This is a genomic window from Clostridium beijerinckii, from assembly GCA_003129525.1.
GTDB classification, from domain to species: Bacteria; Bacillota; Clostridia; order Clostridiales; family Clostridiaceae; genus Clostridium; species Clostridium beijerinckii_D.
On record CP029329.1, the window covers coordinates 1,242,248 to 1,257,863 of the forward strand.

Below are 15,616 nucleotides of genomic sequence, written 5' to 3' on the forward strand. Positions count from 1 at the left end.
GGGATAGGGTGAAAAGCTTTGGCTATAAGAATAAATAATATAAATTTAAGTATAGATGATGATTTGGATGCTTTAGAGAATAAGATATGCAAGAAATTAAATATATCTAAAGAGAATATTAATAAGTTTAATATAATAAAGAAAAGTATAGATGCGAGAAAAAAGAATGATATAAAATTCAATTATTCTGTTGATGTAATCTGTGATAAAGAGGAAGATATACTTTCCAAAATACATGATAAAGATATAAAAATTGAAGAAATTAAAGAAGTTGAACTAATAAAACAAGGAACACAAGAACTTAAATGTAGGCCTATAGTAGTGGGATTTGGCCCATCAGGAATTTTTGCAGCATTAACTTTAGCAAGACAGGGTTATAAACCGATTGTGTATGAACGCGGAGAAAATGTAGATAATAGAACACAAACTGTGGAAAAGTTTTGGAATAGTGGAGAATTAAATGTTGAATCAAATGTTCAATTTGGTGAAGGCGGAGCAGGTACATTTTCTGATGGAAAGTTAACCACAAGAATTAAAGACCAAAGATGCACATTTGTATTAGATGAATTAATAAAGGCAGGAGCTCCACCAGAAATTAAATATGAAAGTAAGGCTCATGTGGGAACTGATCTTTTAAAGGATGTAGTTAAGAATATAAGAGAAGAGATAAAGAGTCTTGGAGGAGAAGTTAATTTCAACTCTAAATTAGAAAAGATAACACATGAAGAGGGTAAATTAAAAAGTATAATTGTTAATGGACAAGAAATTCCATGTATAGCTTTAGTGCTTTCTATAGGGCATAGCTCAAGAGATACATATGAGATGTTATGCAAAGAAAAAGTTTCTATGGAAGCCAAGGCATTTGCTATAGGAGTAAGAATTGAGCATCCTCAAGAATTGATAAATATTAGTCAATATGGATCTAATCATAAACATCCTAAATTGCATGCTGCGGACTATAGATTAACTTATCAAAGTGAAAAATTAAAAAGGGGAGTATATTCATTTTGTATGTGCCCTGGTGGAGTAGTAGTTGCAGCAGCATCAGAAGATGGAAGACTTGTATCTAATGGGATGAGTTATCATGCACGAAACTTAGAAAATGCAAATTCTGCATTAGTAGTAACTGTTTCACCAGAAGATTTCGAAGGAGATTCACCTTTAAGAGGAATGGAATTCCAAAGGAAGTATGAAGGCTTAGCATTTAAATTAGGTGGAGGCAATTATAAAGCTCCAGTACAATTAGTAGGAGATTTTATGAAAGACAGACCGTCAACTAAATTAGGAAAGGTCACTCCAAGTTATACTGCAGGATATGAATTTAAAGAATTAAAGAATTGTTTACCAAAGTATGTTATAGAAGCACTTAAAGAAGGAATTGAAAGTTTTGATAAGAAAATAAAAGGATATGCAAGGGAAGATGCAGTGTTAACCGGTATAGAAACTAGAACATCAGCACCAATTAGAATTCATAGAGACAAGACTCTTGAGAGTATAAATGTATGCGGACTTTATCCGGCAGGCGAAGGTGCAGGATTTGCTGGAGGGATAATTTCGGCATCAGTTGATGGGATAAAGGTTGCTGAACATATAATTGAAAAGTTTGATTTACCTAAGTAAGTATGTGAAACAAAATAACAAGTTATAGATTCAATTTTATTAAAAAAGGGTAAGAAAGTAAAGTTAACTCTCATTAGGAGAGTAGATAAACTTACTTTCTTGTTATTTTTGAATATGCGTAAAAGAATATAAATGTATAAATATTCTTTATGAAGTTAAAAATTAGTTAAATGATGAAAAAAAGTTTTCTGAAAATTCAACATTTGCAGTTATTTTTTGTTACAATAAGAATAGAAAAGATATTGTTTAATTTGGATTGATATAAATTTAACAAAATATCAAATTAATCATAAATAAAAAAATATTATTAAGGTAAGAGGTGCAAAAAAATGAGTAAAAACTTTGAAGATTTAGTATCAATATTAAAGGGAGTTCCAACAAAGAAAGTAGCAGTAGCAGTAGCACAAGATGAACCAGTACTAGAAGCAATAAAGGAAGCTACAGAAAACAATATAGCTCAAGCAATATTAGTTGGAGATAAACAACAAATACAAGAAATAGCAAAAAAAATAGACTTAGACTTATCAAATTACGAAATAATGGATATTAAAGATCCAAAGAAGGCTACTTTAGAAGCAGTAAAATTAGTTTCAAGTGGTCATGCTGATATGTTGATGAAGGGATTAGTAGACACTGCTACATTCTTAAGAAGCGTATTAAACAAAGAATTTGGATTAAGAACAGGAAAATTAATGTCACATGTTGCTGTTTTTGAAATAGAAAACTTAGACAGATTATTATTTTTAACTGATGCAGCATTTAATACATATCCAGAGCTTAAAGACAAAGTTGGAATGATAAATAATGCAGTTGTGGTTGCACATGCATGTGGAATAGAAGTTCCTAAAGTAGCATCTATATGCCCAGTTGAAGTGGTAAACACAAATATGCCATCAACAGTTGATGCTGCATTATTAGCGAAAATGAGTGATAGAGGACAATTTAAAGGATGTATAGTTGATGGACCTTTTGCTTTAGATAATGCAGTATCAGAAGAAGCAGCTCACCATAAGGGAGTTACAGGTACAGTAGCAGGCAAGGCAGATATATTATTATTACCAAACATAGAAACAGCAAATGTAATGTATAAAACATTAACATATTTCTCAAAATCAAAAAATGGTGGACTTCTAGTAGGGACATCAGCACCAGTAATCTTAACTTCAAGAGCAGATTCATTTGAAACAAAAGTTAACTCAATTGCTCTTGCAGCATTAGTTGCAGCAAAAAATAAATAGCATCAATTTATAATTAACAATGCATAAGGAGGAACAATTTTAATATAGAGTTCTTTTGTATTTTGCATTGTTAATTGTTTATCTAAATTAAGGAGGATTCAGAATGTCATACAAGTTATTAATTATTAATCCAGGTTCAACATCAACAAAGATTGGTGTTTATGAAAATGAAAAAGAATTATTTGAAGAAACATTAAGACATACAAATGAAGAGATAAAAAGATATGACACAATATATGATCAATTTGAATTTAGAAAAGAACTTATATTAAATATTCTTAAAGAGAAGAATTTTGATATAAAGACTTTAAGTGCTATTGTTGGTAGAGGCGGAATGCTTAAGCCAGTAGAAGGTGGAACATATTCAGTTAATGATGCAATGGTAGAAGATTTAAAAGTTGGAGTTCAAGGACCTCATGCTTCAAATCTTGGTGGAATAATTGCTAAATCAATTGGAGATGAATTAAATATACCTTCATTTATAGTAGATCCAGTTGTTACAGATGAATTAGCAGATGTAGCTAGATTATCAGGAGTACCAGAATTACCAAGAAAAAGTAAGTTCCATGCTTTAAATCAAAAAGCAGTAGCTAAGAGATATGGAAAAGAAAGTAAAAAAGGATACGAAAATTTAAATCTTGTAGTTGTACATATGGGTGGAGGAGTTTCAGTTGGAGCTCATAATCATGGAAAAGTTGTTGATGTAAACAATGCTTTAGATGGGGATGGTCCATTTTCACCAGAAAGAGCAGGATCAGTTCCAATTGGTGATTTAATTAAAATGTGCTTTAGCGGAAAATATAGTGAATCAGAAGTATATGTTAAGACAGTTGGAAAAGGTGGATTTGTTGGATACCTAGATACAAATGATGTAAAAGGTGTTATAGATAAGATGGAAGCAGGAGATAAGGAATGTGAAGTAGTATATAAAGCATTTGTTTATCAAATAGCAAAATCAATTGGAGAGATGTCAGTGGTATTAGAAGGAAAAATTGATCAAATTATATTTACTGGCGGAATTGCATACTCTCCAACACTTGTTCCAGATCTTATAACAAAAGTTGAATGGATAGCTCCAGTTACAGTTTATCCAGGTGAAGATGAATTGTTAGCTTTAGCTCAAGGTGCTATAAGAGTACTTGATGGAGAAGAAGAAGCTAAAATATATTAAAAACGACTCAACTTAATAATATATTTAATTATTATAAGAGAACTGAATCCAGATGGAGGAAGTTCTCTTTTTTCTTAGAGATAAAGATATCTCGTTTGATTTAGTATTCTTAATTAAGATATATAATTAAAATGGCTATATTCTACAGAATATTACCATATATATGGATTTACATATATATTCTTCAGAATATTCAAATATAAAAAAGTGTAATAGCACAATCAAGAACTTTTTACTGATAAAATATGGGGTGGAAGCATATGAGATTAAAAAGGTATGAAAAAATGAATCAATTTATATCATTAATCTATAAGCAAATGATATAATAATCGTATTAATATTTTATAAAAAGTATAGATAGAGATAATCTAGTCAATAGTAAGAATAGTTGGGGTAAATTATGGATAGATTTAATTGTATTTTGAATGACGAAAAATATATGTATTATTTAAAAAGAAATAAGAATTTTGAAAAGGACAGAAAGTTTTGTAAACATAATTTAAAACATTTTTTAGATGTAGCAAGGATTGCTCAGTCGATAAATCTAGAAGAGAATTTGAGCTTTGAAAAGGAAACTATATATACAACTGCAATTTTACATGATATAGGTAAATCATTTCAGTATGAAAATGGTACACCACATGAAATAGCTTCATGGGAAATTGCAAAAGATTTCTTAGAGAAGTATAAATTCAATAAAGAAGAAATTGAATTTATAAGACAAGGGATATTAGGACATAGAGATAAGACAAGTGAAGGATTTTCAGCACTTATATATAGAGCAGATAAACTTTCTAGACTATGTATTAGTTGTAAGTCTAAAAATGAATGTAACTGGAGCGATGAAAAGAAAAACACAAAAATATATTATTAGGGAGTTTTGGATATAATGGAAATAGGAAACAAAGAATTTAAAATCGGAGAAAGAACATATATTATGGGAATATTGAATTTTACTCCAGATTCCTTTTCTGATGGGGGAATATTTAATAATATAGATGTAGCTATAAGCCATGTAAAAAAAATGATAGATGATGGAGCCGACATAATAGATGTAGGGGGAGAATCTACAAGACCAGGCTATACATTAATAAGTGTTGAAGAAGAGATAAGCAGAATTATTCCTATAATAAAAGCTATAAAAGAAAATTTTGATATTCCAATATCTATAGATACATATAAAGCAAGGGTAGCTGAAAAGGCATTAGAAGCTGGAGCTGACCTTATTAATGATATATGGGGATTTAAAAAAGAAAAAGATATGGCAAAGGTTGCAGCAAAATATAATGTACCTTGTTGTTTAATGCATAATAGAGATAATGAAGACTACAAAAATTTAATTGAAGACATATTAGATGATTTAAGAGAAAGTATAAAAATAGCTAAAGAGGCTGGAGTAAAAGATGAAAACATAATATTAGATCCTGGCATAGGCTTTGCTAAAAGTTATGAACAAAATTTAGAAACTATGAATAATTTAGAAAAGTTTAAGGAACTTGGATATCCAATACTACTAGGAACATCAAGAAAGCGAATGATAGGACTTACTTTAGATTTACCGGTAGAAGAAAGAATAGAAGGCACTGTTGCTACAACGGTTGTTGGAATAATGAAAGATGCTTGTGACTTTGTAAGAGTTCATGATGTGTTAGAAAATTCAAGAGCTGCAAAGATGACGGATGCAATTGTAAGAAGATAGGATGGATGGATTTTGGATAAAATGTATATAAGAGAGTTGGAGTTATTTGGTTTTCATGGAGTTTTTGAAGAAGAAAAAAGACTTGGCCAAAAGTTTATATTGTCTTTGGAATTGGAATTAGACTTAAAGTTAGCAGGGAGAACTAGAGATTTAACGAAATCAGTACATTATGGTGAACTGTGTGAAAAAGTAGATAAAGAATTTGTAAGAGAAAGCTATGAACTTATAGAAACTGTAGCCTTAAATTTAGCAGACTTTATTCTTAATGAATATAAAATAATAAGAGGCATTAAAGTATTTTTAAAAAAACCTTGGGCACCAGTAAGAAAACACTTAGATACTGTGGAAATAATGGTTGAAAGAAGAAGGCATAAAGCCTATATAGGTCTAGGATCTAATATTGGTGATAAAGAGAAGTATTTAAAAGAAGCAATAAATAAAATATCAATAGAAAAAAATATTGAAATAGGAAAACAGTCTTCATTTATTACAACAAAGCCATGGGGATATTTGGACCAAGAAGATTTCCTAAATGCAGTTATAGAAATAGAAACAATACTAGAACCAGAAGAACTTATGGACTTATTACTTAGAATTGAAGAAGAACTAGATAGAGAAAGAACAATAAAGTGGGGACCTAGAACTATTGATTTAGATATAATTATGTATGATGATTTAATTTCTTCTAATGAAAAAGTGATTCTTCCGCATCCGAGAATGCATGAAAGAGAATTTGTATTAAAATCATTAAATGAAATAGCACCATATCTTATGCATCCTGTGCTTAATAAGAGAGTCTTTACTTTGTTAGGAGAACTTGACTTAAATAATTAAAAATACATTAAAAAAGATTGAGTGTAAAATAATTTGGTAAGGTAGGAGTATTTTTATGAGAAGTTCACTAAAGTTTACAAATAAATTGAATATGTTATCTGAAATGGAATGTGAATCTAAGTTTCAAATATTGGAATATGAGAATTTAGATGGAGCAATTGATGTTGAAACTGCCTTTGGACTTAATATAATTAGGCAAAGTGGAATAAAGTTAAAACAAATAAGAATAATATTGGATGATAGTTCAGTAAAGCTTGAACCAAATTCTTTAAGCTATATGAAGGGTAATATAGAAATAAGTAATAAATCAGGCGGATTATTAGGATTTGGGAAAAAGATAATATCAAGTAAGCTAATGGGGGAAACTGCATTTAAACCTAATTATAGTGGTACTGGAGAAATATTCTTAGAACCATCTTTTGGACACTTTGCATTGATAGAACTAGAAGATGATGAAATAATAGTAAGCGATAATATGTTCTATGCATGTGAAGACGGAATAGAAATTAATGCAACAATGCAAAAAAATGTTTCATCTGCATTCTTAGGAAGTGAAGGTTTGTATCAAACTAGAATTGAAGGAAGCGGAATAGTTGCACTTAAAGTTCCAGTTCCAGAAAGTGAAATATTTAAATGTATATTAATTAATGATATATTAAAAGTAGATGGAAATTTTGTGATTTTAAGAACAGGAAATATTGAATTTTCCGTAGAAAAATCATCTAAATCTATTGTTGGAACAGCACTTAGTGGAGAAGGAATGGTTAATGTATATAGAGGTACAGGCGAAGTATGGTTAATGCCGACAAAAAATGTATATAAAGAGTTAAAAATGAAAGGATTAAAGAATTCACAGCCTGAAATAGATACAGATATATAGTTTTCCTAATTTAAAATAAGCATTATTATTTACTTTACGTAGATAATGTAAATATGTTTACAGCTTCCATATATTAAAGTTGTAAACAGAAATATAGATGGGTATAATTAGATATTAGGCACATCCGAAAAAATATACACATATAAAAAAGCATGAAGCACAATTAAAAACATTTTATGAATAAAAAAGTGCGAATAATTCTCTTTCATGTGCTTAAATAATTATACGATGAGGTGATAAAGTGAGTTCTTTAGAGTCAAAAATTAAAAGTAAAGAATTGGATTTGTTTTTCAAAGCAATTTTAGAACTTAAAGATATAGAGGAATGCTATAAATTTTTTGAAGATGTAGCAACTATAAATGAAATTAAATCATTAGCTCAAAGATTACATGTAGCAAATTTACTTAAGCATAAAAAGACTTATTCAGAAATAGCTGAAATAACAGGTGCTAGTACAGCAACTATCAGTAGAGTTAATAGATGTTTAAATTATGGAAGTGATGGCTATAATCTAGTACTAGAAAGATTAGAGGCTGAAAAAATAGATTAATATCAAGTTTCACTTATCCAGGAGCGTGCAGCTGTTAGCTCTATTGGGAGCGTTACGGATGCTAGCTATTGGATAAATACTAATTAAAAAATAATGAATCCTAATATAATGATTTTAGAAGTAGTAGATTTTTAATAAAAACAGAAGATTGTAAATCGTTATGAAAAATACTATACTAGTTAAGATGAAACACCTATAAAAGCTAAAAATAACATTGTCTTTTATAGGTGATTAAAAATATTATAGTAATTGAGTACTATAACAGAATAAAAAAGTGAGGTAAAATTATGGGTAGAATGTTTGGAACTGATGGAGTTAGAGGTGTTGCAAATACAGAATTAACAGCAAGGATTGCATATGACCTTGGAAGAGCTGGAGCATATGTATTAACAGAAGGAGCTCATAAGCCTAAAATATTAGTTGCAAAAGACACAAGAATATCAGGAGATATGTTAGAATCAGCATTAATAGCAGGAATATTATCAGTTGGAGCTGAGGCCGTAGTACTTGGAGTAGTACCAACACCAGCCGTTGCATATTTAACAAGAAAATATGGAGCTGATGCAGGAGTTATGATATCTGCATCACATAATCCGGTGGAATATAACGGAATTAAATTTTTCAATGATAAAGGATACAAGCTTTCAGATGAATTAGAAGATGACATTCAAAATGTTATTGAAAATGATTTTGAAGGAGTTCCAAATACAATTGGTACAGACTTGGGAAGAGAAATAATTGAAGTATCAGCATTAGACGACTATATAGAATTTGCAGAAAGTACAATACCTTATAGTTTGAAGGGTTTAAAAATAGCTTTAGATTGTGCAAATGGAGCTTCATATCAATCATCAGTAAAGGCATTTAGAGACTTAGGTGCTGATGTTTTTGTAATTAATGATAATCCAGATGGAACAAATATAAATGAAAATTGTGGATCAACACATCCTGAAGAATTAATGGAATATGTAGTTAAAAAAGGTTGTGATTTAGGGTTTGCATTTGATGGCGATGCAGATAGATGCTTAGCTATTGATGAAAAAGGTAATTTAATAAATGGTGACTTTATATTAATGTTATGTGCAAAGTATTTAAAAGACCTTGGAAAGCTAAAAGATGACACTTTAGTTGTAACTGTAATGAGTAATCTTGGCTTAGATATTACATGTAAAAAAGAAGGAATCAATCTTGTTAAAACTAGTGTTGGAGATAGATATGTTTTAGAAGAAATGGTTAAAGATAAATATGTTTTAGGTGGAGAACAATCAGGTCATGTTATATTCTTAGATTATAATTCAACTGGAGATGGATTAGTTACAGCACTTCAAATTGCAGGAATAGTTAAGAAAAAGGAAACTCCTTTATCAGAATTATGCTCAATAATGAAAGAACTTCCACAAGTATTAGCTAATGCAACAATACCAAATGATAAGAAAGATTTATATTTAACAGATGATGAAATACAAGGTGAAATAAAGAAGATAGAAGAAGCCTTAAATGGTGTAGGAAGAGTTCTTATCAGACCTTCTGGAACAGAACCATTAGTTAGAGTTATGCTTGAAGGTGAAAATCAAGAAGAAATAGATAAGATGGCTCATGATCTAGCAAATCTGATTGAAAAGAAATATAATTAAGATTATTTTATTAAATATTTAAAGAATTTATTTTATGGAGGAGAAGAAAATGGAAGGTGAATCAGCCCAGACAACTAATATTATTACGCAAATTTTATTTTTAGTTGTATTAACGTTAATCAATGCATTCTTTTCATCAGCGGAAATGTCAATTGTTTCAGTAAACAAAAATAAAATGAAAATGTTGGCAAGTGAAGGGAATAAAAAAGCAAAAGTGCTTTGTAAATTGATCGAAGAACCAACAAAATTCCTATCAACAGTTCAAGTAGGGATAACACTCGCAGGATTCTTTGCAAGTGCTTCAGCTGCTACAGGAATTTCAGAACAATTAGGCGGATTTTTTATTAGTATAAATGTACCATATGGATACCAAGTTGCATTTGTAGGGGTTACAATTGTATTATCATATTTCACATTAGTATTTGGAGAATTGGTTCCAAAGAGAATAGCTTTAAGAAAAACTGAATATATAGCTATGGCATCTCTTAGACCAATAATGATTATTTCTAAAATTGCTGCTCCATTTATAAAAATATTATCACTATCGACATCTTTAATAGTAAAGCTTATGGGGTTGGATAATGAAAATTTAGAAGACATAGTAACAAAAGAAGAGCTTAAGTCATATATAGAATCAGGAGAAGAACATGGTGCTATAAATGAAAGAGAAAAAGAAATGATAGAAGGAATATTTGAATTTGATAATAAAAAAGTTGAAAAAGTTATGACACCTAGGACAGAAGTGTATTGCATAAATATTAACGAACCATTAAGTTCTTATTTAGATGAATTATTGGAGATGAGATATTCAAGAATTCCAGTATATGAAGATGATATAGACAATGTAATAGGTATTCTATATATGAAGGATTTTATAATTGAAGCTAAGAATAAAGGTTTCAATAATGTAAATGTCAAAGATATATTAAAGGAACCATACTTTGTTCATGAAGGTAAGAATGTACAAGAATTATTTAAATTACTACAAATATCACAACGTCATATAGCAGTTATAATCGATGAATATGGGGGCTTTTCTGGCATTATAACTATTGAAGACCTCATTGAAGAAATAATGGGAGAAATTAATGATGAAGATGATAGTGGAGAAGAACGTATTAAGAAAGTTGCAGAAAATACTTTCTTAGTAGATGGTTTAACTACTTTAGAAGAATTAAATGATGAATTGGATATAGATATTGAATTGGATGATATTGATACTATAAGTGGATTTCTTATTAATTTAATTGGAAATATTCCATCAAAAAATGATGACAAGATAGTAGAATATAATGATATAACTTTTAAAATAGATAAATTAGGCGAGAAGAGAATCGAAAAGATTCTTATAAAGTTAAAAGATAGAGATTAAATTAATATAAAAAGATGGCATTGCATTTGATTCAAGTGCAATGTCATCTTTTTTATGCATAGGGATATTGAGGTAAAACTCGAGTATGTATCGAAGTACAAGATTATAATTTACTTATAAATTTTATGAATAATAAATCATTCACAAGGGGATAAATAGATTTATATAAAAATAATGTTTTTACAAAAGGAGACAATATATATGGAGAAGGAAGTTTACAATGATTATTTATTAATAATGCCAAGTGGTAATTGTAAGGGGTTTAATGACTTAGAAGGAGCAAAAGCATATATAAATGTATATTATGAAAGAAGATTTGATGATACTCTTCATGAAGATGGATATAATGATGCTACAGAAATAGGGGGAGACGAATATAGATTGAATGTATTCACACAAATGGGAGTTGAAGAAGGAGGGAAATGTGAAGTATATAGAACGGAAGACTTTATTGAAGGAATTAAAGCAGAACTAGTTTTTGATGAAGAGAAAGAAGAAGTAATCTCAAAGCTATCAGAAGCAAAAATAGATTTTAATGTATATGAGTATGGATTAGATAAAGTTTTAGCAAATGTTGAAGAGATTAATGTTATGGAAGCTTATGGAGATAAAGTTAGGGGATAAGTTGTAGATACTAATTGTTATAAGGGGTCAAAAAGGACATGATTAAATTATCAAGCAATGCTAGTTGAATAATTAATATATTTAAATAAACAATAAAACTATTGATAAATGTGCAAAAAAGCAAGCATATAAATAACAAATAGTTAATTTTAGTATATTTTAAATAAGCAAAAAAACAATAATGTAAAATATATTTCTAAAGCGTTGACAATAGTAAAAACGGAGCGTAAAATCTACATTAACAGGAAAACTTAATAGGTCCTTTAGTTATTAAATGCTGAGATGGAGAAAATTATTTAGCAGACAAGTTGCAGAGAGTCGATGGTTGGTGAGAATCGATACTTTAGCTTTAGAATTATCACTCCTGAGCAGAATCCAGAAAAAGAAAGAGAATTTCTTGAGTAAAAGATATCCGGTGTGCATCCGTTATATGCAAGGGTTTGTTAGAACCTAGTGATATTATATAAGGCGGAGTATTATCCCACTTCTTATGATTCATATCATTAAGGGTGGATTTTTTTAACTATTTTTAAGGGGGAGAGGCAATGGATAAGCATGTATTATCGGCATTGGTAAGAAATTCATCTGGAGTTTTAAGCCGAGTTAGTGGGTTGTTTTCAAGAAGAGGATATAACATTGACAGTTTAACTGTTGGTAGAACTGAAGATCCTTCAATTTCAAGAATGACTATCACACTTATGGGAGATGAGAATGTATTAGAGCAAGTAAAAAAGCAATTAAACAAGTTAGAAGATGTAGTAAGAGTTGTTTATTTTAAAGCTAATGATTCAGTTTATAGAGAGCTAGTACTGATTAAAGTGAAAGCAAATGCTGAAAATAGAGCAGCTATAAATGAAACTGTAAAGATATTCAGAAGTAAGATAATTGACTTATCCACTGATACTTTAACAATAGAATTAACTGGGGATGAAGATAAAATATCAGCATTAATAAACTTAATGGAAGAGTGTGGAATAGAAGAATTAGTTAGAACAGGTGTAACAGCACTTCAAAGAGGCGAAAAAACTATAAAGAATTCTGTTGAAAGTTATTAATATAAGCTGAGTTCATAAATATGGGCAATAAGGCAATGTAAAAGGGAAAGGGGGAGAAGAATGTATGGCTCAGAATGTGGTGAAGATATTTGATTCTACTCTTAGAGATGGAGCTCAAGGTCAAGGAATTTCTTTCTCATTAGAAGATAAGATTAAAATAGTGAAAGCTCTAGATGAGATGCAAATTGATTATATTGAAGCTGGCAACCCTGGATCAAATCCTAAAGATATGGAATTTTTCAAAAGGCTTAAGGATGTAAGACTTAAGACTGCGAAGATAGTAGCATTTGGATCAACGAGAAAACCTAATGTAAATGTAGAAGATGATAAAAATTTAAAAGATTTATTATTATCAGGATCAGATACGATTGTTATATTCGGAAAAGCATGGGACTTTCAAGTTACAGATATTATAAAAACATCATTAGATGAAAATATTGAAATGATAAAGGATACAATTAAGTATTTGTGCAAGAAAGGAAAAGAAGTAATTTTTGATGCAGAACATTTTTATGATGGATACAAGGCAAATAAAGATTACGCAATGTCAACTTTAAAAGCAGCAGAACAAGCTGGAGCACAAGTAGTGATTTTATGTGATACTAATGGAGGAACATTACCTCAAGAAATACATGATATAACTAAAACTGTAAAAGACCAAATAGACATAGAATTAGGAATTCATAGCCATGATGATATGGGAATGGCAGTTGCAAATTCAATAATGGCAGTAGAGGCTGGAGCAAAACAAATCCAAGGAACATTTATTGGAATTGGAGAAAGATGTGGAAATGCAAATTTGAGTGCAATAATACCAATATTGAAATTAAAACTTGGATTTGAAGTGTTAAGCAACAGTGAACTGGTAAATCTGACAAAATCAGCTAGGTATATTGCAGAAATTTGTAACATTACATTAACTGATCAAACTCCTTTTGTAGGCAGTTCATCATTTGCACATAAGGGCGGTATGCATATAGATGCGGTAACTAAAGCACCGAAATCATATGAGCATGTAAATCCAGAATTAGTTGGTAATAAGAGAAGATTTCTAGTTTCTGAAGTTAGTGGAAAAAGCACAATATTACAAGAAATAAAAAAGATATTTCCTAATGTTTCTAAAGATGATAATTCAGTTCAAAAAATCACAGACAGATTAAAAGAATTAGAATATGAAGGGTATCAATTTGAAGGGGCAGAAGGAACGGTTGAATTAGTTATAAGAAAAATTATTGGTAAATATAAACCATTCTTTAAATTAAATCATTTTAAAATTATTGGGGAACAGCCATATGGCACTGAAAATTTCACTTCAACAGCAGTAATAAATATCACTGTGGATGGAAGAAATGAAATGACAGCAGCAGAAGGAGAAGGGCCAGTAAATGCACTAGATAAGGCAATTAGAAAAGCACTTGAAGTATTTTATCCAGAAATCAAACAAGCACGACTTGTAGATTATAAGGTTAGAGTGTTAGATTCAGAAAGTGCAACAGAAGCAAAAGTAAGAGTTTTAATTGAATCAACAGATGGAATTGAGAATTGGAGTACTGTTGGGGTATCCAGAGATGTAATTCAAGCTAGTTGGATAGCACTAGTAGATTCAATAGAATATAAATTAATAAAAGATATTGAAAGAAAAGTAAAAGCATATTTTTAAGGGGGATTAAAACATGGGAATGACAATGACGCAAAAAATATTAGCGGCTCATGCAGGATTAGAAACTGTAAAGGCAGGACAATTAATCGAAGCAAATCTTGACTTAGTTTTAGGAAATGATATTACAACTCCAGTAGCTGTAAATGAATTTAAAAAATTTGGAACAGATAAGGTATTTAGTAAAAGCCAAATTGCAATAGTTCCAGATCACTTTACTCCTAATAAGGATATAAAGGCAGCAGAACAAGTTAAGTATATTAGAGAATTTGCTCAAAAGATGGAGATAGAAAACTTCTTTGAAGTTGGAGAAATGGGAATTGAACATTGTTTATTACCAGAAAAGGGATTAGTTGTTGCAGGGGATGTTGTTATAGGGGCTGACTCACATACTTGTACATATGGAGCTTTAGGAGCATTTTCAACAGGTATTGGATCAACTGACATGGCAGCTGGTATGGCTACAGGACAATGTTGGTTTAAAGTACCATCAGCATTGAAGTTTGTTCTTAAAAACAAACCTGCCAAATGGGTAAGTGGAAAAGATATAATATTACACATAATTGGAATGATTGGTGTGGATGGAGCATTATACAAATCAATGGAATTTGTAGGTGAAGGCTTAGAATATCTTTCAATTGATGATAGATTCACAATGGCTAATATGGCAATAGAAGCTGGTGGAAAGAATGGAATTTTCCCCGTAGATGATAAAACTATTGAATATTTAAAAGATCATGCAACTAGAGAATGGACTGTTTATGAAGCTGATGAAGATGCAGAATATGATGAAATATTTGAAATTGACCTAAGTACATTAAGACCAACAGTTTCATTTCCACATTTACCAGACAATACAAGAACAATTGATAATGTTGGTGATGTAGTGCTTGACCAAGTAGTAATTGGATCATGTACAAACGGTAGAATTTCAGATTTAAGAATAGCTAGAGATATTCTTAAAGGAAAAAGAGTTAAAAGGGGAATTAGATGTATAGTTATTCCGGGAACTCAAAAGATTTACTTACAAGCTTTAGAAGAGGGAATAATCAAGGATTTAGTTGAAGCTGGAGCAGTATTCTCAACACCAACTTGCGGACCATGTTTGGGTGGACATATGGGAATATTAGCAAAAGGAGAAAGAGCATTATCAACAACAAATAGAAATTTTGTAGGAAGAATGGGACATGTTGAATCAGAAGTATATCTTGCGAGTCCAGCTGTAGCAGCAGCATCTGCATTAACTGGAAAAATAACTGACCCAGAATTAGTCTAGGAGGTA

Annotated in this window: 14 protein-coding genes; all 14 read left to right on the forward strand. The window is 30.3% G+C overall.

Annotated features, from left to right (window positions below):
• The first annotated feature begins 18 nt into the window (after positions 1-18).
• The 14 genes from DIC82_05405 (at position 19) to leuC (ending at position 15,610) form a co-directional block, all read left to right on the forward strand.
• The gene (locus DIC82_05405; GenBank protein ID AWK50502.1) at positions 19-1,620 is read left to right on the forward strand and encodes a hypothetical protein; all 1,602 of its coding nucleotides are present in this window, start codon (positions 19-21) and stop codon (positions 1,618-1,620) included.
• Positions 1,621-1,949: 329 nt separating this feature from the next.
• Complete coding sequence (gene ptb, locus DIC82_05410; GenBank protein ID AWK50503.1) at positions 1,950-2,858, forward strand: phosphate butyryltransferase; 909 nt, start codon at positions 1,950-1,952, stop codon at positions 2,856-2,858.
• A gap of 103 nt (positions 2,859-2,961) precedes the next feature.
• On the forward strand, positions 2,962-4,029 hold the full coding sequence (gene buk, locus DIC82_05415; GenBank protein AWK50504.1) for a butyrate kinase: 1,068 nt from the start codon (positions 2,962-2,964) through the stop codon (positions 4,027-4,029).
• A gap of 400 nt (positions 4,030-4,429) precedes the next feature.
• Positions 4,430-4,903, forward strand: coding sequence for a hypothetical protein (locus DIC82_05420; GenBank protein AWK50505.1), 474 nt, complete (start codon positions 4,430-4,432; stop codon positions 4,901-4,903).
• A 15-nt stretch (positions 4,904-4,918) separates the two neighbouring features.
• On the forward strand, positions 4,919-5,728 hold the full coding sequence (gene folP / locus DIC82_05425; protein AWK50506.1) for a dihydropteroate synthase: 810 nt from the start codon (positions 4,919-4,921) through the stop codon (positions 5,726-5,728).
• 12 nt (positions 5,729-5,740) lie between these two features.
• On the forward strand, positions 5,741-6,562 hold the full coding sequence (locus DIC82_05430) for a 2-amino-4-hydroxy-6-hydroxymethyldihydropteridine pyrophosphokinase (protein ID AWK50507.1): 822 nt from the start codon (positions 5,741-5,743) through the stop codon (positions 6,560-6,562).
• Between the two features lie 55 nt (positions 6,563-6,617).
• A complete protein-coding gene (locus DIC82_05435) occupies positions 6,618-7,442 on the forward strand; it encodes a transcriptional regulator (protein ID AWK50508.1) in 825 nt (274 codons plus the stop codon).
• Positions 7,443-7,683: 241 nt separating this feature from the next.
• Complete coding sequence (locus DIC82_05440) at positions 7,684-7,992, forward strand: TrpR-like protein YerC/YecD (protein ID AWK50509.1); 309 nt, start codon at positions 7,684-7,686, stop codon at positions 7,990-7,992.
• Positions 7,993-8,279: 287 nt separating this feature from the next.
• Positions 8,280-9,626 carry a phosphoglucosamine mutase gene (locus tag DIC82_05445; protein AWK50510.1) on the forward strand — a complete coding sequence of 449 codons (1,347 nt, stop codon included), beginning with the start codon at positions 8,280-8,282 and terminating at the stop codon, positions 9,624-9,626.
• Between the two features lie 49 nt (positions 9,627-9,675).
• On the forward strand, positions 9,676-10,998 hold the full coding sequence (locus DIC82_05450; protein AWK50511.1) for a hemolysin: 1,323 nt from the start codon (positions 9,676-9,678) through the stop codon (positions 10,996-10,998).
• Positions 10,999-11,199: 201 nt separating this feature from the next.
• On the forward strand, positions 11,200-11,622 hold the full coding sequence (locus DIC82_05455; protein ID AWK50512.1) for a hypothetical protein: 423 nt from the start codon (positions 11,200-11,202) through the stop codon (positions 11,620-11,622).
• A 545-nt stretch (positions 11,623-12,167) separates the two neighbouring features.
• Positions 12,168-12,677 carry an acetolactate synthase small subunit gene (locus DIC82_05460; protein AWK50513.1) on the forward strand — a complete coding sequence of 170 codons (510 nt, stop codon included), beginning with the start codon at positions 12,168-12,170 and terminating at the stop codon, positions 12,675-12,677.
• 64 nt (positions 12,678-12,741) lie between these two features.
• Positions 12,742-14,337: a citramalate synthase gene (locus DIC82_05465; protein AWK50514.1), complete on the forward strand. Its 1,596-nt coding sequence runs from the start codon at positions 12,742-12,744 to the stop codon at positions 14,335-14,337.
• Between the two features lie 13 nt (positions 14,338-14,350).
• Entirely contained in the window at positions 14,351-15,610 is a 1,260-nt protein-coding gene (leuC, locus tag DIC82_05470) for a 3-isopropylmalate dehydratase large subunit (GenBank protein AWK50515.1), read from the forward strand.
• Positions 15,611-15,616: the final 6 nt, after the last annotated feature.

What these genes read in the sequence shown, in the direction of transcription:
- DIC82_05450 (AWK50511.1), top strand. Translation starts at nt 9,676, where the DNA reads ATGGAAGGTGAATCAGCCCAGACAACTAATATTATTACGCAAATTTTA.
- DIC82_05445 (AWK50510.1), top strand. Translation starts at nt 8,280, where the DNA reads ATGGGTAGAATGTTTGGAACTGATGGAGTTAGAGGTGTTGCAAATACA.
- DIC82_05420 (AWK50505.1), top strand. Translation starts at nt 4,430, where the DNA reads ATGGATAGATTTAATTGTATTTTGAATGACGAAAAATATATGTATTAT.
- DIC82_05435 (AWK50508.1), top strand. Translation starts at nt 6,618, where the DNA reads ATGAGAAGTTCACTAAAGTTTACAAATAAATTGAATATGTTATCTGAA.
- DIC82_05455 (AWK50512.1), top strand. Translation starts at nt 11,200, where the DNA reads ATGGAGAAGGAAGTTTACAATGATTATTTATTAATAATGCCAAGTGGT.
- DIC82_05460 (AWK50513.1), top strand. Translation starts at nt 12,168, where the DNA reads ATGGATAAGCATGTATTATCGGCATTGGTAAGAAATTCATCTGGAGTT.
- DIC82_05465 (AWK50514.1), top strand. Translation starts at nt 12,742, where the DNA reads ATGGCTCAGAATGTGGTGAAGATATTTGATTCTACTCTTAGAGATGGA.
- buk (AWK50504.1), top strand. Translation starts at nt 2,962, where the DNA reads ATGTCATACAAGTTATTAATTATTAATCCAGGTTCAACATCAACAAAG.
- ptb (AWK50503.1), top strand. Translation starts at nt 1,950, where the DNA reads ATGAGTAAAAACTTTGAAGATTTAGTATCAATATTAAAGGGAGTTCCA.
- folP (AWK50506.1), top strand. Translation starts at nt 4,919, where the DNA reads ATGGAAATAGGAAACAAAGAATTTAAAATCGGAGAAAGAACATATATT.
- leuC (AWK50515.1), top strand. Translation starts at nt 14,351, where the DNA reads ATGGGAATGACAATGACGCAAAAAATATTAGCGGCTCATGCAGGATTA.